At 73.1% G+C, this 24,804-nt stretch carries 21 protein-coding genes and 1 pseudogene; 10 read left to right on the plus strand and 12 right to left on the minus strand.

The window, feature by feature from the left end; all coding sequences use genetic code 11:
- The 3 genes and pseudogenes from LX15_RS30115 to LX15_RS30125 all read right to left on the minus strand — a co-directional run.
- Window positions 1-259 (minus strand): annotated as a pseudogene (locus LX15_RS30115) (IS982 family transposase); the annotation flags it as partial.
- A gap of 63 nt (window positions 260-322) precedes the next feature.
- Window positions 323-673 carry a metallopeptidase family protein gene (locus tag LX15_RS30120; RefSeq protein ID WP_253674393.1) on the minus strand — a complete coding sequence of 117 codons (351 nt, stop codon included), beginning with the start codon at window positions 671-673 and terminating at the stop codon, window positions 323-325.
- A gap of 2 nt (window positions 674-675) precedes the next feature.
- Window positions 676-1,779, minus strand: a complete 1,104-nt coding sequence (locus LX15_RS30125; RefSeq protein ID WP_253674395.1) for a septum formation family protein — start codon at window positions 1,777-1,779, stop codon at window positions 676-678.
- Window positions 1,780-1,899: 120 nt separating this feature from the next.
- On the opposite strand from LX15_RS30125, the gene LX15_RS30130 reads away from it, so the two are divergent.
- The 4 genes from LX15_RS30130 (at window position 1,900) to serS (ending at window position 6,021) form a co-directional block, all read left to right on the plus strand.
- Window positions 1,900-2,709 (plus strand): hypothetical protein, encoded by an 810-nt coding sequence (locus LX15_RS30130; RefSeq protein ID WP_308213540.1) that lies wholly within the window; start codon window positions 1,900-1,902, stop codon window positions 2,707-2,709.
- A gap of 4 nt (window positions 2,710-2,713) precedes the next feature.
- Window positions 2,714-3,880, plus strand: a complete 1,167-nt coding sequence (locus LX15_RS30135) for a glutathionylspermidine synthase family protein (RefSeq protein ID WP_253674397.1) — start codon at window positions 2,714-2,716, stop codon at window positions 3,878-3,880.
- Window positions 3,881-4,112: 232 nt separating this feature from the next.
- On the plus strand, window positions 4,113-4,583 hold the full coding sequence (locus tag LX15_RS30140) for a DUF350 domain-containing protein (RefSeq protein ID WP_372502818.1): 471 nt from the start codon (window positions 4,113-4,115) through the stop codon (window positions 4,581-4,583).
- 169 nt (window positions 4,584-4,752) lie between these two features.
- Entirely contained in the window at window positions 4,753-6,021 is a 1,269-nt protein-coding gene (serS, locus tag LX15_RS30145) for a serine--tRNA ligase (RefSeq protein WP_253674399.1), read from the plus strand.
- A gap of 140 nt (window positions 6,022-6,161) precedes the next feature.
- Here serS and LX15_RS30150 read toward each other — a convergent pair whose 3' ends face one another.
- The 3 genes from LX15_RS30150 to LX15_RS30160 form a co-directional block, all read right to left on the minus strand.
- Window positions 6,162-6,797 (minus strand): endonuclease, encoded by a 636-nt coding sequence (locus tag LX15_RS30150; protein WP_253674400.1) that lies wholly within the window; start codon window positions 6,795-6,797, stop codon window positions 6,162-6,164.
- 64 nt (window positions 6,798-6,861) lie between these two features.
- Window positions 6,862-7,683 carry an alpha/beta fold hydrolase gene (locus LX15_RS30155; RefSeq protein ID WP_253674401.1) on the minus strand — a complete coding sequence of 274 codons (822 nt, stop codon included), beginning with the start codon at window positions 7,681-7,683 and terminating at the stop codon, window positions 6,862-6,864.
- Window positions 7,680-8,558 carry an LLM class flavin-dependent oxidoreductase gene (locus LX15_RS30160; protein ID WP_253674402.1) on the minus strand — a complete coding sequence of 293 codons (879 nt, stop codon included), beginning with the start codon at window positions 8,556-8,558 and terminating at the stop codon, window positions 7,680-7,682. Before LX15_RS30160 ends, LX15_RS30155 begins: the two co-directional genes overlap by 4 nt.
- Window positions 8,559-8,642: 84 nt before the next feature.
- Between LX15_RS30160 and LX15_RS30165 the strand changes: the two genes are divergently transcribed.
- The gene (locus tag LX15_RS30165) at window positions 8,643-9,467 is read left to right on the plus strand and encodes a Cof-type HAD-IIB family hydrolase (RefSeq protein WP_253674403.1); all 825 of its coding nucleotides are present in this window, start codon (window positions 8,643-8,645) and stop codon (window positions 9,465-9,467) included.
- Window positions 9,468-10,209: 742 nt separating this feature from the next.
- Here LX15_RS30165 and LX15_RS30170 read toward each other — a convergent pair.
- The 4 genes from LX15_RS30170 to LX15_RS30185 form a co-directional block, all read right to left on the minus strand.
- A complete protein-coding gene (locus tag LX15_RS30170; RefSeq protein ID WP_253674404.1) occupies window positions 10,210-11,028 on the minus strand; it encodes a MerR family transcriptional regulator in 819 nt (272 codons plus the stop codon).
- Entirely contained in the window at window positions 11,012-12,274 is a 1,263-nt protein-coding gene (locus LX15_RS30175; RefSeq protein WP_253674405.1) for an MFS transporter, read from the minus strand. Before LX15_RS30175 ends, LX15_RS30170 begins: the two co-directional genes overlap by 17 nt.
- Before the next feature lie 61 nt (window positions 12,275-12,335).
- A complete protein-coding gene (locus tag LX15_RS30180; RefSeq protein WP_253674407.1) occupies window positions 12,336-13,421 on the minus strand; it encodes a peptidoglycan recognition protein family protein in 1,086 nt (361 codons plus the stop codon).
- 183 nt (window positions 13,422-13,604) lie between these two features.
- The gene (locus LX15_RS30185; RefSeq protein WP_253674409.1) at window positions 13,605-14,321 is read right to left on the minus strand and encodes a DapH/DapD/GlmU-related protein; all 717 of its coding nucleotides are present in this window, start codon (window positions 14,319-14,321) and stop codon (window positions 13,605-13,607) included.
- Between the two features lie 159 nt (window positions 14,322-14,480).
- On the opposite strand from LX15_RS30185, the gene LX15_RS30190 reads away from it, so the two are divergent.
- Window positions 14,481-16,520, plus strand: coding sequence for a N,N-dimethylformamidase beta subunit family domain-containing protein (locus tag LX15_RS30190; protein WP_253674411.1), 2,040 nt, complete (start codon window positions 14,481-14,483; stop codon window positions 16,518-16,520).
- 202 nt (window positions 16,521-16,722) lie between these two features.
- Window positions 16,723-17,754 (plus strand): glycosyltransferase family 2 protein, encoded by a 1,032-nt coding sequence (locus LX15_RS30195; protein ID WP_253674412.1) that lies wholly within the window; start codon window positions 16,723-16,725, stop codon window positions 17,752-17,754.
- A 444-nt stretch (window positions 17,755-18,198) separates the two neighbouring features.
- Here LX15_RS30195 and LX15_RS30200 read toward each other — a convergent pair whose 3' ends face one another.
- Entirely contained in the window at window positions 18,199-19,206 is a 1,008-nt protein-coding gene (locus LX15_RS30200; RefSeq protein WP_253674413.1) for a lysylphosphatidylglycerol synthase transmembrane domain-containing protein, read from the minus strand.
- A gap of 326 nt (window positions 19,207-19,532) precedes the next feature.
- Between LX15_RS30200 and LX15_RS30205 the strand changes: the two genes are divergently transcribed.
- Entirely contained in the window at window positions 19,533-20,630 is a 1,098-nt protein-coding gene (locus tag LX15_RS30205; protein WP_253674414.1) for a DegT/DnrJ/EryC1/StrS family aminotransferase, read from the plus strand.
- A complete protein-coding gene (locus LX15_RS30210) occupies window positions 20,627-21,628 on the plus strand; it encodes a Gfo/Idh/MocA family protein (RefSeq protein ID WP_253674415.1) in 1,002 nt (333 codons plus the stop codon). Before LX15_RS30205 ends, LX15_RS30210 begins: the two co-directional genes overlap by 4 nt.
- 22 nt (window positions 21,629-21,650) lie before the next feature.
- On the opposite strand, the gene LX15_RS30215 is transcribed toward LX15_RS30210, so the two are convergent.
- Window positions 21,651-23,543: an AfsR/SARP family transcriptional regulator gene (locus LX15_RS30215; protein WP_253674416.1), complete on the minus strand. Its 1,893-nt coding sequence runs from the start codon at window positions 23,541-23,543 to the stop codon at window positions 21,651-21,653.
- A gap of 330 nt (window positions 23,544-23,873) precedes the next feature.
- Here LX15_RS30215 and LX15_RS33350 point away from each other — a divergent pair.
- Window positions 23,874-24,804: C40 family peptidase (locus LX15_RS33350; protein ID WP_253674417.1), on the plus strand; the 931-nt coding region annotated here is incomplete at its 3' end.

A 24,804-nucleotide genomic window follows, 5' to 3' on the forward strand; every position in this document is an offset into this window, starting at 1 on the left:
CCAGAGGCAACGCGGCGCGCAGGCGGCGGTTGTAGCCGGACTGGCCCGGCAGGTCAGGAAACGCCCCGGGCAGGTGGTCAGGCACGAACCGCAGCCACCGTGCCTCGGAGGTGAACCCGAGCAGCGCCTGGGCCACCGCGAGGGTGATCAGCTCCGCATCGGTGAGCTTGGGAGGTCGGCCCCACCGGGGCCTGCCAGCCAGGTAATCGTCGATCTTGACGTAGAGTGCGGTGAGAAGGGTGTTCAGGTCGGTCGTCACAAACTGATCTTGAGCACCCTTCGTCCGTCTCCCGGCACCACCCCGGACTTACGCATTACTCGTCTAGCCCCAGCCCAGCTCGTGCAGGCGCTCGTCGTCGATGCCGAAGTGGTGGGCGACCTCGTGAACGACGGTGATGGCGATCTCGTCCACCAGCTCCTCCTCGTCCTCGCACATCGCCAGGAGCGGCTCCCGATAGACGAAGATCCGGTCGGGGAGGACGCCGCCGTAGTGCGAGTCGCGCTCGGTCAGCGCGATCCCCTCGTACAGCCCCAACAGGTCGGGCTCGTCCGGGTGCCGGTCCTCGACGAGCACGACGACGTTGCGCATCGCGGCGGCCAGCTCCTCGGGGATGAGGTCCAGCGCGTCCGCCACCAGCTCCTCGAACCGGGAGCGGGTCATCTCCACCGGCATGCTCAACCGCCCTGCTGCGTCGTCGGGGAGGGCTGGGACGGCGCGGAGGACGGCGACTGCTGGTCGGCGTGGGCCGGCGGCCGCTCCGAGGGGTGCGGCGCCTCGGCCGGCGGCTGCACCGTCGTGGCGGGAGCGCCCGGCGGCACGGTCGCGGTGACCGTGGGCGCCGGCTCCTTGCCGACGACGACCTCGCCCCTGGCGCTCCCCGTGACCGGGGCCAGCCCGCTGCTGTCCGGCAGCGGCGCCCCCACCTTGCAGTTGACCTTGCGCGAGCCGACGTTCCAGCTCTCCTGGGACCGGTTGTCCCAGGCGATCTCCAACCCCTTCTTCTTCATGTCCTGGCCGGGGGCGTACTGCCCGGCCATCGCGGCGCAGGCGTTGGCGAGCGCCTCGTCCTGCCGGCGGAAGTCGGGGAACTCCTTGGGGAACTGGGCGCCGAGGTCGACCGTGCCGATGATCTCGTAGGAGTGCGGCCGGTCGCAGGTCACCGGGTCGCCGATGTTCCGCCCGTTGATGCCGAGGCAGATCCCGGTGTCGTACACGTCGGACTGGTCCAGCTTGGCCACCGGCCCGAAGACCGGGTAGAGCGCGCCGGAGGCGGTGGGCACCTGGAGGCCGCAGCGCATCGTGCGGTCGCCGTTGCGCCACTCCTGCTCGCTGGTCAACGAGCTGACCTTGAACCGGCCGTGCGGGTCGAGCTTCCCCGACAGGTACTGGTTGGCGACGGGCGTGCACCGCTCCTGCTGGAGCTGCTGCCGTTGCTCCGGCGGCGGGAACGGGGCGTCCTTGCCGAAGACGCCCGAGACGTCCGCGACGCCGACCATCTCGAACAGGTGCTCCTCGGTGCACGCCACCTGGTGGATGTCGGACCGGTCCGCCTTCGTCCACTGGAGACACGAGCCGGGAGGGGCCGCGAACGCCTTCGCGCGGGCCGACGCCTGGGCGGCCTGGGCGCGTTGCGCCGTGCCACCGGCGGTGATCCGGTCCCATGACAGGACCGACGTGACGGTGATCGTGAGCACCGCGCCCACGAACGCGCCGATCATCACCCGTCGGGTGTTGGTTGTGCGGCGGCCGACCGGGGGCCGTTCACTGCGCGGGGCCATCTGTTCCATGATGCCGGGTGGCGGGAGTCGGGACGTCCATCTGGGTGACATCGGTTGCTTTTGTCGGTCGATCCTCCGCCGAACGTGTGACCTAGGTACGGTGCGGTCCGGGAGTGGCTGATGACTGACGAAGACAGGGCTCGGGACGAGACGCCGGACCAGGGGGCGGAGCGCGGGGAGCCGCGCCCGGCGGACGCCGGGGCGGCGCGCCCCGCGGAACCAGCCGCGCCCAGGAAACCCGTCGTGCCCCAGAAGCCCGCCGTGCCCGCCGAGGCCGCGACACCGCCGGAGCAACCGGAGAAACCGGAAAAGGCGGAGCAGTCGGAAAAAGCGGAGCGGCCGAAAACGGCGGCGGAGTGGCCGGGGAAGCTGGTCGGTGAGACGCCACCCACGCCACCCACGCCACCCCGCAGGGGAACGGTCCGCTTCCAGGAGCCGGGCGCCACGGTCCCCAGACCACCCACCCTCGCCGAGCAGCGCGCGCGCCAGCGCGCCGAGGAGGAGGAGCGCGAGCGGGAGCGCGTCGCCCTCGAACAGGCGGAACGGAAGTCCCGCGTCCGCCGGCGCGTGCTCATCGGCGGCGGCGTGACCGTCGGCGTGGTCGCGGTGCTCGCCGTGGCCTACGCGGCCGCCAAGCCGGAGCGGATGACGGCGCACTGCGTGACCAGCGACCAGGTCGTGGTCAACGAGGACTACTGCGACGAGAACTACGTCCGCTCGCACGGCGGCCACATCAGCGGCGGGTTCATCTTCCTGCCGGGGCCGGGCGGCATGACGCAGTACCACTACAACTACGGCGGAACCGGCTCCGTCGGCCAGAAGGTCGCCGGCGGCAGTTCCGTGAAGCCGCAGGGCGCGGAGATCAAGACGCCGGGCGGCAAGACCATCCAGCGCGGTGGGTTCGGCGTCAAGGGCAGCAGCGGGAGTTGACGAGTTGCGTCGCGAGCACTTCGAGCCACGCCGGGACTGGCAGCAGCGGATCGCCGAGCAGGGACTGGTCTTCGGCTCGCCGTCGACCGCCGCCGACGGCTCGCCCCGGCCGTACTGGGACGAGTCCGTGCACTACGTGTTCGAGCTGGACGAGGTGCTGTCCCTGGAGGCCGACGTCGAGCTGCTGCACTCGATGTGCCTGGAGGCCGTCGACAACATCGTGACCACCGAGCGGTACCGGGACTTCGGCATCCCGGAGTGGCTGTGGCCGGCGATCGCCGAGTCGTGGCGGCGGCACGACCCGCACGTGTACGGGCGGTTCGACCTGCGTTACGACGGCTCCGGCCCGGCCAAGCTGCTGGAGTACAACGCCGACACGCCCACCTCCCTGCTGGAGGCGTCGGTCGTGCAGTGGCACTGGCTGACCGACACCCACGAGGGCGACGACCAGTGGAACTCGCTGCACGAGAAGCTGGTCGAGCGCTGGGGCGCGATCGCCGACCGGCTGCCGGCCGGCGAGGTCCACTTCACCTGGTCGGCGGGGGACACCAGCGGCGAGGACCACCTGACCGTGGCCTACCTCCAGGAGACCGCGGCCGAGGCGGGCATGGACACGGTGGGCCTGGCGCTGGAGGAGATCGGCTGGGACACCCAGCTCCGCCGGTTCGTCGACCTGGCCGAGGCGCCCATGCGCACGGTGTTCAAGCTCTACCCGTGGGAGTGGATCGTCGAGGAGGAGTTCGGGCGGCACGCCGTCGAGGGCCTCCCCGGCACGCTCTGGCTGGAGCCGCTGTGGAAGATGCTGCTGTCCAACAAGGCGCTGCTGGCCGTGCTGTGGGAGATGTACCCGGGGCACCCCAACCTGCTGCCGACCTTCCTCGACCAGCCGGGCCTGCTCACCGAGTACGTGCGCAAGCCCAAGCTGGGGCGTGAGGGCGCGAACATCCAGATCGTCGCGCCCGGCTACGAGCACGAGACCGGCGGCGTGTACGGCGGCGAGGGGCACGTCTACCAGCTCTTCGCGCCGCTCCCGGACTTCGACGGCATGCGCCCGGTGCTGGGCGCGTGGGTGGTCGGCGACGCCGCGGCCGGGCTCGGCATCCGCGAGACGACCGGTCTGGTGACCGACGACGGCGCGGCGTTCGTGCCCCACCGCATCCCCGGGGCCTAGGGTCCCTTCCGCGCCCAAACCGGGCGAAACGGCACGAGGTGTCGGTGATCGGGCGGTCCGCGCGCCGGCCGTGCCGCGCGGGGCGGGGGGCGGCCGGGCGGCCCCGCCGCGGCGTGCCGTCGGGCGAGGCGTTCGGCGAACACGGGTGTCCGCCGAACACGGCGCCCGTCGAGCCGCGCGCTGAAGACCGCGCCCGCTGAACACCGCGCCCGCTGAACGAGGAGGAAACCCAGTGACGTCCCAGCACGCGACGCAGGTCCTGGCCTTGCAGGAGGGCTTCGCGAACGCGATCGGCCACGGCGTGGGCGCGATCGTGCTCTACGCGGTGGTGGGCCTGTTCCTGATGCTCGTCGGGTTCTACGCGATCGACCTGACCACGCCCGGCAAGCTCAGCCAGCTCGTGCGGGAGGGACGGCCGAACGCGGTGGCCGTGACCTCGGCCGGCCTGGTCAGCATGGCGCTGATCATCGTGGTCGCGATCTACAACGCCGGCGGCCGGCTGGAGGAGGGCCTGCTGTCGGCGCTGGTCTTCGGCCTGGTGGGCGTCGTCGTGCAGGTGCTCGCGGTCCGGCTGCTGGAGTGGGTGACCAGGATCGAGCTGCGCGCGGTGATGCAGGCCGACGTGTTCGCGCCGGCCAGCCTGGTCGTGGCGGCGGCGCACCTGGCGCTCGGGCTCGTGGTCGCGGTCGCGATCTCCGGCTGACACCCGGCTCCGGCGCGGCCCCCGCGGGCGTCCTCCGCCTCCGCGCGGGGGCCGTCGCCCGCGGTGTCGGCGGGCGCGCGGCCGGTTCCCGCCGGGGACCTCGCGGACCGCCCGGCGCACGCGGATCTGGTGTGCGCCGCTCCGGACGGAGCGGCTAGGCTGACCTGCCATGATTGACCTCAGGACGCTCCGCGAGGACCCGGACGCCGTGCGCGCCTCCCAGCGGGCCCGGGGCGAGGACCCCGCCCTGGTCGACGCGCTGCTCTCCGCCGACGAGCGGCGGCGGTCCGCGGTGTCCCGCGCCGACTCCCTGCGGGCCGAGCAGAAGCAGCTCGGCAAGCGGGTGGGCCGGGTCAGTGGCGACGAGCGGGCCGCCCTGCTGGCCAAGGCCAAGGAGCTGGCCGCCGAGGTCAAGGCCGCCGAGGCCGAGCAGAACGAGGCCGAGGCCGCGTTCGTCGAGGCGCACCGACGGGTGTCCAACGTCGTCGAGGAGGGCGCGCCCCCCGGCGGCGAGGACGACTACGTCGTGCTGCGGAACGAGGGCGACGTGCCCGAGTTCGACTTCGAGCCCAGGGACCACCTGGAGCTGGGCGAGCGGCTCGGCGCGATCGACATGGAGCGCGGCGCGAAGGTCGCCGGCGCGCGGTTCTACTTCCTCACCGGTGTCGGCGCGCAGCTCGAACTCGCGCTGCTCAACCTGGCGATGCAGCAGGCGGTGGCCGCCGGGTTCACGATGATGGTCCCGCCGGTGCTGGTGCGGCCGGACGTCATGGAGGGCACCGGCTTCCTCGGCGCGCACGCCAGCGAGGTGTACCGGCTCCGCGACGACGACCTGTACCTGGTCGGCACGTCCGAGGTGCCGCTGGCGGGCTACCACTCCGGCGAGATCCTCGACCTGTCCGCCGGTCCGCGCCGCTACGCGGGCTGGTCGTCGTGCTTCCGCCGCGAGGCCGGCTCGTACGGCAAGGACGTGCGCGGCATCATCCGGGTGCACCAGTTCAACAAGGTGGAGATGTTCTCCTACTGCCGGCCGGAGGAGGCGCACGACGAGCACCTGCGCCTGCTCGCCTGGGAGGAGGAGATGCTGGCCAAGGTCGAGCTGCCGTACCGCGTGATCGACGTGGCCGCCGGCGACCTGGGCGCCAGCGCCGCCCGCAAGTACGACTGCGAGGCGTGGGTGCCGAGCCAGGGGGCGTACCGCGAGGTCACCTCCACCTCGAACTGCACCACGTTCCAGGCCCGCCGCCTGTCGGTGCGGTACCGGGACGCGGACGGCCGCCCGCAGGTCGCCGCGACCCTCAACGGCACGCTGGCCACCACCCGGTGGATCGTGGCCATCCTGGAGAACCACCAGCGGGCCGACGGCTCGGTGCGGGTGCCCGAGGCGCTGCGCCCGTTCCTGGGCGGACGCGAGGTCCTGGAGCCCGTCGCACGGTGACCGGGGTCGGTGCCGGGTCGGCGTTCGCCGGCCCGGCACGCTCTGTTCCGTTCCCATTTTTCGTCGGCGCCCACGCCCGGTCGGCGTCCACGGCCGGTCGGCGTCCCCGGCCGGTCGGCGGCGGCTGGAGCGGTCAGCCGTCAGGCGGCCCTGGCGCTCCTCCCGCGTTCGAGGCTGACCCGCACCAGTGCTGCGGACAGGCGGGCGAGGTCCTCGCCGCGCACGAGACGGGCGAGGCGCTCGGGGTCGCGGGGAAGCCCGAGACGTTCCGCGCCCAGCAGCGCGCGGCGGTCGAAGTAGGGCCGCAACTCCGGCCACACCGCCTGCGCCTCCCGGCAGAAGATGTGCGCCCCGACCTCGCCGACCCGGGGGAACTCCTGGAGCCGGCGGCGCAGCTCGCGCACGTCCCCGGCCGCCGCCTCCCGCATGCGCCGCAGGTCGCCGCCGTAGGTGTCGAGCACCATCTGGGCCCCGGAGGACAGCCGGGTCGACGTGCTCTCGTCGTAACGCACGTAGTGGGCGCGACCGAGTGCGTGCACCCGTTCCCGCCAGGTCGCCTCCCGCATCTTCCTCGGCGTCGTCCACCCGGCGGCGAACAACTCGCGCGCGGCGGCGACGGCGAGTTCCGCCCGGATGCGCACGGACAACAGCACCGTGAGCACCAGGAGCTGGTAGAGCGGGGCCGGCTTGTCCGCCAGCCGGATCCCCGCCTCCTCGGCGTACGTGCGCCCGTGCTCCCGCAACAGCTCGCGCACGACCGCCCTCGCCTCGGCCACGACCCCCGGCTACCCGTCGGCCCTGCCCCCTACTCGCGTGCCTGACCAGCGCCGACGCCGGAGATCACCCGGTGGCGCGCAGGCGGTCGAGCAGGAGAGCGGTGTAGGCGGCGGGGTGGCTGAGGTGCGGGGCGTGGCCCGCGCCCTCGACCGGCAGCACGGTCAGGTCCGGCAGCGCCCCGGCGAGCGCCGCCACGACGGCGCGGTAGATCGGCAGCGTGTCCGTGCCCGTGGTCACCGCGACCGGCACTCCGGTGCCGGCCAGGGCGGCGGGGTCCACCGCCAGCCGGTTCGGGTCCCGGTGCTGGTCCAGCCAGGTGGCGGCGTTGGCGACGATCGTGGCCCTGGCCTCGGCGTCGAACAACGCCTCCCACGCGCCACGGCCGAACCCGACGTGCTCCACGAAGGTCCGCGCGCCGCCCTCGGCGTCCCCGACCTCGATCAGCTCGGCCGCCCGCCGCATCCACCCGGCCGCCTCGGCGCGCAGCGCCTCGGCCGCCGGATCTCCGGTCAGCGACGCGAACAGCGGGGGCTCGTGCACGACGACCGACCGGGCGGCGGAGGGCCGGCGCGCGGCCGCGAGCAACACCACCGACGCGCCGTAGGAGTGCCCGACGAGGTGCGCCCGCCCTCCTGCCAGCTCGTCCACGACCGCCAACAGGTCCTCGGCGTCCTCGATGACGGTGCCCTGCCCCGGTGGCGCGGTGCTCTCCGAGTGGCCCCTGCGGTCGTACCGCACCACCGTGTGGCTCCGGGAGAGCCCGGGGACGACACCGGACCAGCTCCGCCGGTCGTCCCACGACCCGTGGACGAGCACGACCGGGTCGCCGGAGCCGGCGCGCTCCCACGCCAGCTCCGCGCCCCCGACGCGCAGACGGCCGCTCACCGCAGCGTCGGCAGGACGTCGGCGGCGACCGTCTCCAGCACCGACTCCTCGCCCACGTAGTACTCGCCCCCCGACCTCGGCCAGTGCGTCACCACGTCGGTGAAGCCCAGTTCGGCCGCCCTGCCGACCGCGTCGACGAATGTGTCCACACTGGACAGTGAGAACACCGGGGCCGAGTCCAGGCTCAGCAGCCGGTCCAGCTCCACGGGGTCCCTGCCCTCGTCGGCCAGCGCCTTGTCCATCCCGGCGCTCATCTCCGCCACGCCGCGCCACCACGCGTCCAGGTCGTCGGTCGCCGGGCCGGTGGTCACCCACCCCGCGCCCCACCGGGCGGCCAGCCGCATCGCCCTGGGGCCGTTGGCCGCGATCACGAACGGCAGTCGGGGGCGCTGCGCGCAACCGGGGACGGTGCGGGCGTCGGCCGCCGTGAAGAACTCGCCGGCGTGGTCGACGTGGTCGGTCGTCAGCAGCCGGTCCAGCAGCTCCACGAACTCGGTGAGCCGGGCCATCCGCCGGGCCGGCGGCAGGACCTCGCCGCCCAGCACCGTCGCGTCGTGCCCGGTCCCGCCGGCGCCCACACCGAGGGTGAACCGGCCACCCGAGACGTCGTCCAGCGCCATCAGCTCGCGGGCGAAGGCGACGGGGTGCCGGAAGTTCGGCGAGGCCACGAGCGTGCCCAGCCGGATCCGGGAGGTAACGGTCGCCGCGGCCGTGAGCGTGGCGACGGTGCCGAACCACGGCCCGTCGGCCAGCGAGCGCCACGCCAGGTGGTCGTAGGTCCAGGCGTGGTCGAACCCGAACTCCTCGGCCCCCCGCCACCGGGGCGCCGCCTCCGACCACCGGTACTCCGGAAGGATCACGATCCCGAACCGCATGACGCCCGACAGTACGCGTCGTGTCGCGTGCTGTTCGCCACGGATTCTCCGGCCGGACGGGGTGGGGCGGGGCAGGATGGTCTGGTGGAGACGCCCGCACTGGTTGCCTCGGACGTGGACGGCACGCTGCTCGACCCGATGGAGCGGGTGACCGCCCGGACGGCCGCCGCCGTCCGCAGGGTGGTGTCGGCGGGGACCCCCTTCGTGCTGGTCACCGGCCGTCCCCCTCGATGGGTCATGCCGGTCGTGGACGCACTGGGCGTGACCGGGCTCGCCGTCTGCGCCAACGGCGCCGTCGTCTACGACACCGCGGAGCGCCGCGTGCTGCGCGCCGAGCTGCTGGAGCCGGTGCTGCTGCACGACGTCGCCTCCACCCTGGACAGGGCGTTGCCCGGCTGCGCGGTGGCCGTGGAGCGGGTGGGGCACCACGCCGGCACCTTCTTCGCCGAGAACCGGTACCGCCACTTCCTCGCCGAGCCGAACTACGAGCACGCCTGGCCCGACGCCGACTCCAGCGAGGCGCAGCGGGCCGAGATCCTCGGACACCCGGCGATCAAGCTCCTGGTGCGGCACCAGGAGATGAGCAGCGCCGAGATGGCCGCCGCCGCGGGGGAGATGTTGGGGTCGGCGGTCGACATCACGTACTCGACCGGGGCCGGGCTGCTGGAGCTGTCCGCGCCCGGCGTCACCAAGGCGACCGGCCTCGCGGCGGTCGCCGAGCTGCTCGGCGTCGACCGGTCCGACGTGGCGGCCTTCGGGGACATGCCCAACGACCTGCCCATGCTGCGGTGGGCGGGGCACGGCGTGGCCATGGCCAACGCCCACCCCGAGGTGCTCGCCGTTGCCGACGAGGTGGCCGCGCCGAACTCGGCGGACGGCGTCGCCCAGGTCCTGGAGCGCTGGTTCTGACCAGCATCCGGCCGGCGTCCGACTCCTCCCGAGTCCTGGGTTCGTCCCGTGTCCTGGGTTCGTCCCGAGTCCTGGGTTCGTCACGACACCCCGAGCGGGGCGGTGCGCTGGACTTCCGGAGCCGGGCCGAGAGGGCGGCTCAGGGACGCAAGAAGCTCGCCCGCGAGCGTGAGACACCTCTGGCCTTGTAGATCACGGGATCAGCCACTGCGAGGCGTGCCGGCGGGTCCGCGCGTCGCGGCCGACCGGAGCTGGGCGGGAAGGACCACGCCCCGCTCCCACCCGCGATGGCCGCCAGCGCGGACGAGGCCGTGGCGGTTCCTGGCTCAGAACGAGCACGTCCAGATCACCGAGCCGAGCGCGCCGAGATCACGACCCGAGATCACGACCCAAGATCACGGGCCAAGACCACGGGCCGGGCTGTCGCCGGAGAGCTGGGACCAGCGCCGCCCGCGACCAGCCGGGCGACTCGCCGCGACATCACCTCGTCAACGGCGACCACGACCCCCACGGCGCGCAGAACCCGCCGACCAGCGTCAGAGACAACCGGAGGCCGGCGAGATCGCGACCGACCCCGCGCCGTGCCGGGCTGGTCAAGCTGGGTTGGACAAGCTGGGTTGGACAAGCTGGGTTGGACAAGCGACGGAGCCCGGAGCGGACCGAGCGACGGTTGCCGGACGGACGGTTCCCCGACCGTCGGCTCCTCGGCGTCGACCGACCTGGTCGTGTGCGGCCCGGCGTCTCACTGATCCTGAGGGCTCGTCAGGCGGGTGAGGTCGCGCCACAGGTCGGCGGTCTCGGGCAGCCGGGCGGCCAGGTACTCCCCCGCCACCGCGAGCACGCGCCGCTGGCTCGGGCTCAGGCCGTTGATCCAGTCGATGAGCAGGGCGCCCTCGACCCCGGGCGGCGACCCGTCCTCCACCGGCCCCGCCCCCTCGAGCCGCTCCCCGAGCTGGTGGTGGACGAACGTGGCGAAGTCCGCGCCGAGCCGGCCCACCTCGGGGTCGGCGGGGTCCAGGTCGGCCACGGCCCGCATGCGCCGGCTCAACTCCAGGCTGGCCGCCAGCATCGGCTCGTCGAGCATCCGGCCGTACCAGTCCAGCAGGTCCTCCCCGACCTCCTCGTCGATCGCCAGGGCCAGCAGCAGCGCCTCCTTCTCCTGACGCAGCAGGTCCTCGTCCAGGCCGACCGCGGCCAGCCTCCCGAACACCTCGTCGAACCCCGGCGGCAGCTCGGGGTCGGCGGGCCGCCGCCGCAGCTCCGCCAGCCGCCGCCGCTGGCGGGCGATCTCCCGTTGCCGGGCCGCCAGCTCGGCGTCCAACGCGTCGAGCGCCTCGTCCAGCGAGCCGGGGCCGTCCAGCAGCTCCCGCACCCGCTCCAGCGGCAGGCCCAGGTCGCGCAGCCGTCGGATGCGGATCAGCCGGACCAGGGCGGCCGCGCCGTAACGGCGGTACCCGGAGTGGTCGCGCGGCGGCTCCGCCAGCAGGCCCTGCGCGTGGTAGTGCCGCACGGCGCGCACGGTGGTGCCGGCCCGTTTCGCCAACTCACCGATCGTCAGCAACAGCGACCTCCCTGGCGTCCGCGTCGGGGGCCGACGGCGCCGCCTCCGGCCGCTCCCTGAGCTGGCGCCGCAGAGCGGGCCAGCACAGCGTGGCGACGGTGATCAGGACCAGGCCCCCCGCGATCAGTGTGCCCGTGGGGCGGACGCCGTAGCGCTCGATGAGCAGCCCGGCCGCGAGCAGGCCGATCGGCGAGGCGGCCAGCACGCCCGCGTTCTGCAACCCCATCACCCGGCCCCGCGCCGCGTCCGGCACCCGCTCCACGGACAGCACCGACAGCAGCGGCTGCATCGGCCCCGCCGCCGCGCCGGTCAGGAAGCCGGCCGCCAACAGCCACCACAGGCTGGGCAACGTCGTCAGCCAGACCAGCCCCGCCACGGTGAGGACGTTGCAGCCCACGAACCACCCCCACCGGGAGATCCGCGCGCCCAGCGCCGCGTAGACGCCGTTGCCCAGCAACGTGCCGAGCGTCATCGCGAGGACCACCAGGCCGAACTGCTCTGGTGCGCCGGTCCTGGTGAGGTGCACCGGCAGCACCAGCTCCTGGAACGGCGCCAGGACCAGCACGAACAGCAGCGAGAGCAGGGTGAGCCCGCCGATCACGGCGTCGCGGCGCAGCACGTCGAACCCCTCCCGCAGGTCGGCGAGCACGCCGCCGGGGGTGGGGGAGGGCCGCTCGCCCGACAGGTCCTTCGGCTGGGCGGCCGTGAACAGCGCCGCGAGGGCGGAACAGGCCGCCGTCACCCACAGCACGCTGGCCTCGTCGACCATCGCCACCAGCAACGCGCCCGCGCCGGGGCCGACCACGAGCACCAGCGCGGACAACCCCTCCTTCACACCGGCCAGCCGCTCCAGCGGCATCCCGGCCCTGGCCGCGACGGCCGGCCACAGGGTCTCCCGCGCGGTCATCCCCGGCACGTCGAACAGCGCGCCGGCCAGCCCGAGCACCACGAACCAGCCGAGGTTCAGGCCGAACACCGCGTCCACCACGGGCAACGCCGCGACGGACGCGGCGGAGGCGAGGTCGGCGAAGATCGACAGCCGCCGGCGGTCGACGCGGTCCGCGACGACGCCGCCGAGCACCGCCGCGACCAACGCGGGCAGGGCGGTCACCGCGGCGACGGTCCCCGCCGCGGTGGCGTCGCCGGTGCGGGCGAGCACGAGCAGCGGCATCACCACCCCGGCGACGATGTTGCCGAGCAGCGACAGGGCGTCCGCGGCCAGGTAGAGGAGGACGGAGGGCTTCACACCATCGAGGGAACAAGGTTGACCCAGCGTCAGGGTCAAGCCAATATGCGCGCGTTCCCGGTCACGCCGGCGCCGCCACCAGCTCGGCCACGCGCTGCCGCAGCCACGGCAGCCGCGCGTAGGCCGCGTCACCAGGGCATTCGGTCCTGGTGACGTCCCGGTGGGCGAACAGCGTCGGCAACTGGACCTCCTCGCCGGCCGGGTACCGGTTGGAGGCCCCGCCGCCCGAGACGAGGGTGACGACCCCGGCGGGGTCGATGCCGTGCACCTGGAACTTCCACGCGAGCCAGCGCGCGGCCGCCTCCATCCCGGCCTCCGCCGGCTGGTCGGTGCTGTGGTGGCCGAGGAGGGACAGGCTCGTGGTCCCGGTGTTGAAGCCGATCGCGTGCGCCCCGACCACCGGCTGGTCCAGCCCGCCGTGGCGCCCCTCGAACACCTGCCCGTACCGGTCGACCAGCACGTGGTAGCCGATGTCGCACCACCCCAGCGTCTTGGCGTGGTAGGCGTAGATCCCGCGCAGGATCTGCGCGGACTGGTCGGCGGTGTAGTCGTTGGGGCCCGCCGTGTGGTGCAGGGTCGCCGCGGCCACGTCGTCGGCGTACTCGGGCTCGACGCACCGGAGGCTCTCGTCGGCGCCCCACTCGGCCCTGGTCACCACGCGGGGCGGGGCGCCCCGGCCGGTCCCCGGCGTCGGCTCCCGGCCGGGGTCGATCAGCACGACCGACAGGTGCGGGGCGCGGGAGCGCACCTCCAGCAGGTCCGCGAACCCGGTCCACAGCGGCTCGCTGAACCAGCGGGTCCGGCCGGGGAGGCGGTCGACCCGGAAGACCTCGGCCGGGACCCAGTCGGTCCAGCCGCCCTCGGCGTTCCTGGCGCGCAGCTCGACGTCGTCGGGTTCACCGGAGCCCATGACGCCGACGACCGCGAAGTCGCCGCCGTCGCCGACCTCCCTGACGGTCCCGGAGCCGACGCCCGGTGGAGCCGGAGCGGGCAGGGTGCGGAGCACGATCCCCGAAGCGGACGCCTCGGACATCTCGGTCGCCTCGGACGCGGGGACGGCCTCGGTCGCCGGTCTGCCGGTCAGCGGCGTGGTGACGAGGAGCGACAGGGCCAGGGCCAGACTGCTGACGGGCGTGGCGGAACGCATCGCCCACCTCCCGGAACACGACGTCGTGTCGCGGTGCGTGGGAATCCTTCTGGTGCTCGCGCGATGGTGTGGTGCCGCTGGTACAGGTGGGACCAGTGTGCACGCCGTCCACCCATCTCGCAGCCCGAAAGGGTGCCGGCGTTCCGTTCGCGTCGCCGGCCCTGTGCGGGGCGGAGTGAGCGCTCAGGCGCGGGCGGCCACCGGGACCAGCGGACGGGCCGGCTCCGCCGCCGCCCACCAGGCGAAGGCGTCCGCCAGGTTGGCGGGGACCGACTCCGGCATCCGGAGCTCGGCGTAGGCGGCGTCCAGGGCGCGCACCGCGTCCTCGCCCACCCCGGCGCGCACCATGCCCACCGCGTTCACGCCCCGCAACCGCACCGGCGTGCCGAACGCCTTCGCGAACGGCGGCACGTCCCTGGTCACCGCGGCGCCCATGCCCACCATCGCGCCCGGCCCGATCACCCGGCGCTGGTGCACCACGGCGTTCATCCCGATGTTCACCCGGTCGCCGACCACGACGTGCCCGCCCATGCTCACCCCGGCCGACACCGTCACCTGGTCGCCCACCTGGCCGTCGTGCGCCACGTACACCCGGTTCAACAGCCAACAGTCGGACCCGATCCGCGTCGGCCGGTGGCTTCCCTGGTGGATCGTGCTCAGCTCGCGCACCACCGTGCGGGCGCCGATCTCGACCCCGAGGTGGGCCAGCTCGCCGTCCCACGCCCGGTTGTGCGGGAGCGAGGAGATCTCGGGCGGCGTGCCGATCACGCAGCCCGGCCCGATCCAGCAGTCGTCGCCGATCCGGCAGGGACCCAGCACCACCGCGTTCGGGCCGATGGTCACCCGCTCGCCCAGCTCGACGCCGTCCCCGACGACCGCGGTGGGATGTACCTGCGCCAACGTCGCTCCCCGCATCGACCGTGTGCCGGGCGTCGAGTCTACGAGCGCCCCCGGCCGGCGTCCGGTCGGGTGGCCGTCTCGGCTACGCACTCGATCGGGGCTGTCCGTCCCCCGGACGGCACTGCCAGGGTCGGAAACCGGGTGAGGGGAGGCGACACCATGCCAGTGGACCCGGAACAGACCCAGGTGCGGATGGTGCCCGGCGGAGACGGCGTGATCTACAGCGTCCGCTCGGACGGCGGTCTGCTCTGGTACCGGCACCGCGACTGGACCAACGGCACGTTCGACTGGGCCAACGGCGGCAACGGCGTGCTGATCGACGACCACGGGTGGAACGCGTTCCGGACCGTGCTCGCCGCCGCCGACGGCCAGCTCTTCGGCCTGCACGGCGACGGCACGCTGCGCTGGTTCCGGTACACCGCCGACCGGGAGACCGGCGGCGGCCAGTGGCACCCGCGCAGCGGCAGCGTGATCGGCGCCGGCTTCGACCGGTACCCCAGGATCTTCGGCGGGTGGGACGGGGTCCTCTACGCGATCGACCCCGACGGGCGGCTCTTCTGGTACCGCTACCTCGCCGGCGACGGCAGCGCGGGCGTCGGGGCGTGGGCCAACGGCGGCGCGGGCGCCCGCATCAGCGACGGCAACTGGAAACCGATCATCGGCTACGCGGCCGACCCGCGCGGGGTCATCTACGGCGTGCAGCGCGGCGCGGTCCTGCTCTGGTGGCGGTACCTGGCCGGCGACGGCACCAACGGGCCGGGCGCGTGGGCCAACAACGGCAACGCCGTGCGGATCGGCACCGGGTGGCAGCGCGAGCAGACCCGCGAATGGTTCAGCAACGACAACGGGGTCTTCTACGCGGTCTTCGTCGACCGGGACGCCCCGGCGAGGAACAACCGGGACCACGAGCTGTACTGGTTCCGCCTCACCAACTGGCTCGACCCCGCCGGCGGCGCGCGCTGGGTGGACGAGAACGGCCGCCGTGTCGGCACCGGCTGGACGCTGGAACGGAGCGCCGCCCTCCAGGGCTACCCCTCGGCGCGGTCCGTCGCCCAGGGCGACAAGGTGTCCTTCCCCGTCTCCACCAACTTCCCCGACTACACGGCGACCGTGCGGCGCATGACCGGCCCCGGCCTCGGCGGCCCCGTCGTCTGGGGTCCCCGCACCCTGCCCGGCCGGTTCCAGTTCCTCCCCCGCGGCTACCGCGCGACCGGATGCGGCTGGCAGCCCGACTTCACCGTCGACGTGCCGTCCACCTGGCGTTCCGGCTTCTACGTCACGACCTTGACCGGCCCGGCCGGGTTGCGGCACCACATCCCGTTCGTGGTCCGCCCCGGCAAACCCAGCGCCCCGATGGCGTTCCTGTTACCCCTGCTGACCCACAACGCCTACGACTACTGGGGCGGGCACAACCAATACAGTTGGGACGAGGGGCCGTGGACCCGCCAGCTCACGCTCCTGCGGCCCTCCGCCCTGGTCACCATCGACCCGCCCGGCCGGATCGACGACCACTACTTCAGCGACCTGCTGCTCCTCCGGTGGCTGGAACGGCACCGCGTCCCGTACGACTGCTACCAGGACGCCGACCTCCACACCTCCGGGGACTGGCTGCGGCACTACCGCGCGGTGATGCTCGGACCCCACCCCGAGTACTGGTCGGAGACCATGCGCACCCGCATCCTCGACTTCATGGCGCGCGGCGGCCGCGTGATCTGCGTCGGGGGCAACAGCTTCTACGAGCGCGTCAACTTCACCGAGGACCGCACGGCCGTCATCCACAGGGCTCGCGACGGCGCGCGTGCGCTGTTCCGCGAGGAGGGGCTGCCCGAGTACCAGGTCCTCGGCACCTGGTGGGACGACCGCACCTACATGACGTTCGCGCCGTACCGGGTGGTGAACGACCACCCCTTCCTCGCGGGAACCGGCCTGCGGGTCGGCGACGTGTTCGGCGCCGACGGGCACAACATGGGCGCGAGCGGGTGGGAGACCGACGCGGCGCCGCCCGACCTCCCCGGCGTCCGCGTGATCGCCAGGGGGACGCAGGGCGAGGGCGGCGCGGACATGGCCGTCGTGGACAGGGGCGGCAGCGGCGGCTGGGCGTTCACGGTCTCGTCACTGACCTACGCCGGCGTGCTCGACACCGACGCCGCGGCGTCCCGGATCCTCCTCAACGCGGTCAACGCCGCGACCGGCCGGTGACACGCTGACACTTCCGGGTGACACGGGGTCAGGCGAAGGGCTGACTCCGCGTGCGGGTAGTCTCGCCCCCGTTCGGGCGTGCCGACTGGCCAGCGCCCCTCCTTCCTAGGATGGACCTACGAGCTCGGCGACCGGTTTCCCTGGTCGTGTCGAGGAACAGGACCGATCGGTCGGGGGATCACCCCGCGCGAGGAGACAGCCCATGAGCCTGGCAGGGACCGAGACGAACGGGACCGCGCCCGCGCGCCGCAAACTGGTGTCGATCGTCGTTCCGGCCTTCAACGAGGCCGGCAACGCGGCGGGTCTCGTCGACTTCTACCGCCAGATCCGCGCCGCCTACCAGGAGTTCGACTTCGAGCTGGTCCTCGTCGACGACGGCTCGACCGACGGCACCGCCGACCTGGTGGTGGGGGCCCTCCGGCCGGAGGACCAGGCCAGGGTCTGCTCGTTCTCCCGGAACTTCGGCTCGCACGAGGCGCTCACCGCGGGCTTCCGGCTCTGCCGCGGCGACTGCGCCCTGACGATCAGCGCGGACCTCCAGGAGTCGCTGGAGACCGTCGGCAGGTTCCTCGACGAGTGGCGCGCCGGCAACGAGGTCGTGTGGGGCATCCGCAGGACCCGGGCCGTGCCCAAGGGCGTCGGGAACATGTTCTCGCAGCTCTTCTCGCAGCTCTTCCACCGGTTGTCGGAGATCCCGACGTACCCCAAGGAGGGGCCGTCGCAGATCCTGCTCGACCGGATCGTGCTGGACGCGCTCAACCGGATGGAGGAGCGCAACCGCAACATCTTCGGCATCATCGCCTGGATCGGCTTCCGGCAGAGCCGGGTCGAGTTCGAGCAGCTCCCCCGCCCGTCGGGCAAGAGCAAGTGGACCAACAAGAAGAAGCTGAAGCTGGTCGTCGACTCGTTCGTCGGCTTCGCCTACTCGCCGCTGCGCATCCCCGCCTGGGTCGGCACCGGGGTCGCCGTCGTCGGCGTGCTGTCCACGCTCTCCACGCTGGTCGCCGCGCTGGTCACCTGGAGCACGCCGGTCGGCTGGGCGCTCGTCGCCTCACTCGTGACGACCTTCGGCGGCCTCAACCTCATGGTGCTGGGCATCATGGGCGAGTACCTCTGGCGCGCCGGCGACGACGCCCGCCGGCGCCCGACCTACGTGGTGCGCTCGGTCCGGGAGATCAGCCCGAGCGGCAGCTCCTCGGACGAGCGGCACGCGGTCGAGGCCAGCCGCTCCTGACGTCGCGTCCGGCGTGCGCCGTGCGGGCCGGCTCTGCCCGAGCCCGCACGGCGCACCGCCGACGTCTCCCCGCCTGGGTGGACCTACCGCTTTCACCCGGCCGAGATCCGGTGTGAGCAGCGGAAACGTCAGTGCTCTCCGCGATACTGGAAATCGGGGGATCCCCCCACGTAACAGTGTTTTGGGCGAACTGACGCCCTCGTCGTGCGAAATCAGCATGAGGCGGGCTGTTCTCGGCCGTTCCTCGTGCGTGCGCGCGCTTCGCTGCTGATCCTCCCGGACGCGTCCCTGGCCGATCCTGCCGGACGTGCGGGGCCTTGGCGCGCCGCCCAGCGCAGGCACGCGAGAGCCCGCACAGATCCCGCGCGTCGCCCCCACCAACACGAAGGCCGCCGCCCCGGAGGGGACGGCGGCCGACGACGTGAACGGGGGAGCGCCGGGGTGTCAGGGCACCGGCGGCAGCTCCGCGGCCTCGGGCTCGTCGTTGGCCCGCCACCGCGCCATCAGCGCCGCCAGGCCCGCCATCACGATGTCGGCGAGCATGAACATCACCCGGGACGCGGCGGCGAACGCGATCGCCTGGCCCGTGGGCATCGCCGTGCTCAACGCCGCGACCAGCACCGCCTCGCGCACTCCCGCGCCGGAGGGCAGCACGAACGCGAACAGGCCGATGGTCAGGCCGAGCGACATCGCCCCGGTCGACAGCACCAGGCCGGACAGGCCGGGGTCGCCGATCGCGTTGGCCAGCAGCCACAGGTGCAGGCCGTAGCAGAAGTAGGCCACCAGCACCCAGCCCAGCGCCTTGCCGATCGTGCGCCAGCGCAGCGTGTGGTCCAGCGGCTGGCGCTTGAGCACCCGCAGCACCAGGGACGTGCCCCAGGTGAGCACCCTCGGGTGCAGCGCGGCCAAGCCGATCGGCAGCAGCGCGAACAGCCACAGCGCGCTCGGCGTGTCCCGCAGCATGATCGGCAGGGCGAACAGGCCGAGGACCAGCGAGCCCACCACGCTGAACCCGATGTTCAGCAGCGAGCCGGTGAAGATCCGCGCCCGCGGCAGGCCGGCCTTGCGCCCCAGCTCCATCTGGAGCAGGTAGGCCCACACCGACCCGGGCACGTACTTGCCGAGGGAGCCGACCAGCATGATCTGCGCGCCCCGGAACGCCCCGATCGGCTTGCCGAGGTCGTTCACGATGACCTGCCAGGCCATCGTGCCGGCGACGATGCCCGCCACGACCGTGAGCTGGCTCAGCAGCAGCGAGTGCCACGGGATCGCCGTGAGCGTGCCGGACACCTCGCCCCAGTTCGCCACGAGCTGGTAGCCGGCGGCGACGACCACGACCAGCACCAGGAACCGGCGCAGCCATGCGACGAGGACGGCCTTCTTCTTCTCCGGCTGGGCGGGGGGGAGCGCGGGTGGCGCGGGTTCCGCCACGGCAGCCTGGTCGGTGGTCACATGGCCTCCGGGGGTCTCGCCCGCTTCGCCGCTCTGCGGTTCGTCCACCAACAGGTGCTCCGAGGTGCGCCGTTCGCGAAAACGGGGCGTGTGCGTCAGATTGCACATGGTAGGGGTGCGGATGGGCCCGACGGGGCCACCCACCCACGTTAGACGAGAGGGCGGGCGACCACCCGACGAGGTCGGGCGCATCCCCACCCAGGGGCTCCCGTTCGGTTGTGGCTAGGTAACCTACCGTCGCCAGGCCCTCGGGAGCCTGCCCGTCCGGTCAGCCGTCCGGGTGGGTCAGTGCGGACCGGATCCGCCCCAACCGAGAAGTGTGGAGCATGATCCCCATCACCGTGGTCGACGTGCGGGACGCCGAGCCGTACGTGCTGGAAGTGCTGCGTTCCGGTGTCATCGCCCAGGGGCCGATGGTGCGCCGGTTCGAGGAGTCCTTCGCCGCCGTCGCCGGGACCAGGCACGCCGTGGCCGTCAACAACGGCACGACCGCGCTGGTCGCCGCGCTCCAGGTCCTGGACCTCCAGCCGGGCGACGAGGTCATCACCTCCCCGTTCACCTTCGTCGCGACGCTCAACGCGATCCTGGAGGCCGGCGCCACCGCCCGGTTCGCCGACATCCGCGAGGACGACTTCTGCGTCGACCCGGACGCCGTGGCCGCCGCGATCGGCCCGCGCACCAAGGTGCTCATGCCGGTCCACCTGTACGGGCAGACCGCCGACATGGGCAAGCTCGCGCCGTTGGCCGAGGAGCACGGGCTGCGCCTGGTCGAGGACGCGGCCCAGGCGCACGGCGCCACCTTCGACGGTCGCGGCGCCGGCTCGTTCGGCCTCGGGTGCTTCTCGTTCTACGCCACCAAGAACATCACCACCGGTGAGGGCGGCGCGATCACCACCGACGACGACGCCCTCGCCGACCGGCTCCGGGTGCTGCGCAACCAGGGGATGCGGCAGCGCTACCAGTACGAGGTGGCCGGCCACAACTACCGGATGACCGACCTCCAGGCCGCGCTGGCCGTCCCGCAGCTCGAGAAGATCGACCAGGTCACGGCGCGGCGCAAGGCCAACGCCGAGCGCCTCAACGCCGGTCTGGCCGGCCTGCCCGGCCTGCGCACCCCCGCCGAGCTGCCCGGCCGGTCCCACGTCTGGCACCAGTACACCGTGCTGGTCACCGACGAGGCCCCGGTGACCAGGGACGAGCTGGCGGAGCGGCTCGGGGAGAAGGGCATCGGCCACGGGGTCTACTACCCGAAGGTCGTGTTCGACTACGACTGCTACCGCGGGCACCCCGGTGTGGTCGCCACCGACGTGCCGGTCGCCTCGCGGGTCGCCCGACAGTGCCTGTCGCTGCCGGTGCACGCCGCCATGAGCGACGCTGACGTCGACACCGTCGTCGCCGCCGTCCGGGAGGTCTTCGGGGCATGAGCGTGACCACCAACGGGGCGCGCCCTCGGGTGGCGCTCGTCGGCACCGGGTCGATGGGCTCGCTGCACGCGCGCGTCATCGCCGGGTCCGACCGCGCCGAGCTGGTCCGGGTGATCGAGCCCCGCGAGGACGTGGGGCGGGCCGTGGCCGAGCGGTTCGGCGCGGAGTGGGCGCCGGAGATCGGCGACCTGTCCGACGTGCACGCCGTCGTGCTGGCCGCGGCCACCGAGGCCCACCACGGGTTGGCCCTGCGGGTCCTGGAGCAGGACACGCCGCTGCTGGTGGAGAAGCCGGTGTGCGCCGGGCTCGCGCAGAGCGAGGAGGTCGTCGAGCTGTCCGAGCGGCGCGGCGTGCCCCTGATGTGCGGCCTGCTGGAGCGCTACAACCCCGCCGTCATGACCGCCCTGTCGCTCGTCGACCGGCCGGTGCACGTGACCGCCACGCGGCACTCCCCGTACGCGCCGCGCATCCGCACCGGCGTGGCGTGGGACCTCCTGGTGCACGACGTCGACCTGGCCATCCAGGTCTTCGGCGGGATCGAGCCGGCCCGGGTGCAGGGCACCTTCGGCTACTTCCACCCGCAGTCGCTGTCGCACGCGGAGGACGTCGCCGAGGCCGTGCTGGCCTTCCCCGACGGCGGCCTGGGCACCATCTCGGCCAGCCGGATCGGGCAGCGCAAGGTGCGCTCGCTGGTGATCCACGAGGTCGACCGGCTGATCGAGGCCGACCTGCTGCGCAGGGACGTCACCATCTACCGGCACGTCTCGAACGAGGCGGCCACGCCGGACGGGCGCGGCTACCGGCAGCAGACCGTCATCGAGATCCCGGAGCTGGTCTCCGGCAGGGAGCCGCTGGCCACCCAGCTCGACCGGTTCGTCGACCTGGTCGCCGGTGTGCGGGACGCCGACGAGGAGCGCCGCCGCATCCTGCCGGCGCACCGCGTCGTCGACCAGGTGCGGCGGCAGGCCGCCCGCGCCACCGCCACCACCCCCGCCTGACCCGCCTCCCCGGACGGGGGACTCACCGGACGCTCTCCACGAGGCGTTCCGGCGTCGAGTCCCACCGTGAGGTTCTGGAGAACGGGCCGGAGGAGCGCGCCGCGGGCACGGGGACCGAGACGTCCTCGTGCTGGGCGCAGGTCCTCACGAACAGCCGGACGAGGTTGTTGAGCACGAACCGGCCGGTTCGCCGCTGGTGCACGAGGTTCAGCGCCATGAGCTGGTCCAGGAGGTCCCGGGCGGCGGCCAGGGTGATGTCCGCCACCTCGGCGGCCGTCGAGAGCCCGAAGTCGGGACGGGCCAGCGTGGCCAGCGCGCGGAGCAGGCGCCGGGCGTGCGGCCGCAGGCGCCCGTACGACGCCGCCAGGGCGGCGCCCACGCCGGTCCTGCCGTCCCGCTCCACCTCGAGGGCGTCGAGCCCGTCCCGGTGGAGCTGGGCCACCATGCTCGCCAGTCCGCGCCCGGGGTGGTCGGCCAACCTGGTCGCCGCGGCGCGGACCGCGAGGGGCACGTGGCCGCAGAGCCGGGCCAGGGTGGCGGCGGCCTCCCACTCCGCGCCGACCCGGTCCTCGCCCAGCAGACGGGTCATGAGGGCGAGGGACTCGCACGGCAGGAAGGGGGAGAGGAGGAGCCGCCGGGCCCCGTGCTGGCTCACGAGCCCGCTCAACCGGTTCCGGCTCGTGATGACGACCAGGCACCCGGCCGCGCCGGGGAGGAGCGGGCGGAGCTGGTGGGTGTCGGCGGCGTCGTCGAGCATCACCAGCACGCGCTGACCGGCGATCGACGAGCGGAACAGCGCGGCCAGGTCCTCGACCTGGCGGGGGAGGCCCCGCGACGGCACGCCCAGCGCGCGGAGGAACCCGCGCAGCGCCTCCGCCGGGTGGGTCGCCGCCTGCCCGTCCCGCCCGTTCAGGTCGACGTAGAGCTGCCCGTCCGGGTACCGGGCGGCGGCCTGGTGCGCCCACCGCAGGGCGAGGGCCGTCTTGCCGACGCCGGCCATCCCGGTGATGGCGAGGATCGGCATCGACGGGGGTGTTCCGGTCTGGTGGCCGAAGCCCAGCCCGTCGAGTTCGCCGAGTTGCTCGACGCGGCCGGTGAAGTCGGTGATGCCGGCCGGCAGTTGGTGGGGGCGGGGCAGGGCCGGGCCGACCGCCACCACCGGGCGCGGCAGGAGCGCGGGGTCGCCGGTGAGGATCTGGTGGTGGAGTCGCCGCAGCGACTGGCACGGCTCCACCCCGAGTTCGTCGGCCACCAACCCGCGGAGCTGGTGGTAGGTCTCCAGGGCCTCCGCCTGTCGTCCGGCCCCGTACAGCGCGCGCATCAAGCCGCCCCACAGCCCCTCGCGGAGCGGGTGGCGGCGCACGAGGACCTGGAGCTCGGGGATCACCGCGACGTGCTGTCCGAGGGCGAGCCGGGCCTCGATGTCGGCCTCCTGCGCCGCGAGGCGCAGTTCGTGGAGCCTGGTGGCGGCCACCCGCCCCTGTTCCGGCAGGACGACGTCCTCCAGCACCTCGCCCCGCCAGTGCGCCAGGGCGTGGGCGAGGAGACGGTGCGCGCTGTCGGCGCGTCCCTCGGCGAGCGCTCGCCGGCCCTGGTCGGCGAGGCTCTCGAAGGTGTGGCTGTCGAGTTCGCCCTGCGCCACCAGGAGGCGGTACGCCCCGTGTCGCCAGGAGAGACGAGCGTGCCCCGGCATGGACTCGGAATGGAGGAGCTGGCGCAGCCCGGAGACGTAGGTCTGGAGGTTGGCCCTCGCCGAGGTCGGCGGCTGTTCCCCCCACAGCCAGTCGACCATCGTCTCGGGCTTCACCGGTGTGTTCGCCCGCAGGAGCAGCATCGCGAGCAGCACCCGTTGCTTGTGCCGACCCGGTCTACAGGGTTCCTCCGAGTCGTCCACGACCTCCAGCGGTCCCAGCACGCGGAATTCCATATCGTCCCGAGCCTCCCCGTACCCGTGATGATCAAACGCAGCCTGACACAGGGAAAGGCCCGAACCCAGTGTGACAGCGGATCGCTCGGCCATCCGGACCAGTGAGATTCGGACTACGGAGCAATCCGTGTCCGCTCTTTCCGGTCCCTTTCACGGCGACGTTTGCGCCGCCGGTCCCCCGGGCATCCCGCCACATTTGCGCCACACGTGTGCGTGTGGTGGCGCGTGTAGGCGTCCCCGAAACGATCCGCCCGCTTCCGGGTCCGGCCCGGCGGCGAATTGCGCGAGATCGAGGAAGGGGACGTCGTGGGAAGAGACGTGTCGAATCGGGCGCGGTTCCGGGGCAGACGCCTCGCGGCCGTCGCCGCCATGGGCCTGGTCGTCGCGGGCTCCGTGCTCGTGGCGCGACCCGTCGCCCATGCGGCGCCCCAGGGCGAGGACCCGGTGCTGACGGGCGCGGCGGTGGCCAGGGCCGGCGAGAAGGTCACGCGGCGTGAGGTGATCGACCGCGCGAAGACGTGGCTCACCGCGCACAACGGCGGTCCCGTGCCCTACAACCAGAACGCGCACCACGACGGGTACCGGGCCGACTGCTCGGGATTCGTCTCGATGGCCTGGAAGCTCGACCGACCCGGCCTGACCACCGTCACCCTGCCGAACGTGGCCGACCTGATCGACAAGAACGACCTCAGGCCGGGCGACGTCCTCATGAACGGCGGCCCAGGAACCGGAGGGGACAACGGTCACGTCGTCATCTTCGAGAAATGGGTGGACACGGCGAAGACCAGGTACCTGGGTATCGAGCAGGCCGGGTACCCGGCCAACGGGACCGTCTACCGGGAGATCTCCTACCCGTACGGGGGTGACGCCCGGTTCAAGCCCTACCGGTACCGCAACATCGTCGACAACAGGTCGGGAGCGGTCGGCACCGACGTCAGTGGTGACGGTTTCGCCGACGTCCTGGCGACGACGCGGGACGGGAAGCTCTGGTACTACCCGAACAACATCAAGAGCCCCGGGAACAACGGGCTGCCGTTCGTGTCCGGCTACTCCGTGTCCTTCGACAACTCGAGGTGGCACACCCACCAGCGGGTGGTCGCCGGTGACGTGAACGGCGACGGCCGCGCGGACCTCCTGGCGACGTCCTCGGACGGCACGCTGTGGCTCTACCAGAACAAGCTCTCGGGCAACGACCACCCGTTCGACTCCGCGATCAACGTGGGCGGGCCGAACTGGACGGAGGACAAGT

Origin of the sequence: Streptoalloteichus tenebrarius (assembly GCF_024171885.1) — a bacterium.
Classification (GTDB): domain Bacteria; phylum Actinomycetota; class Actinomycetes; order Mycobacteriales; family Pseudonocardiaceae; genus Streptoalloteichus; species Streptoalloteichus tenebrarius.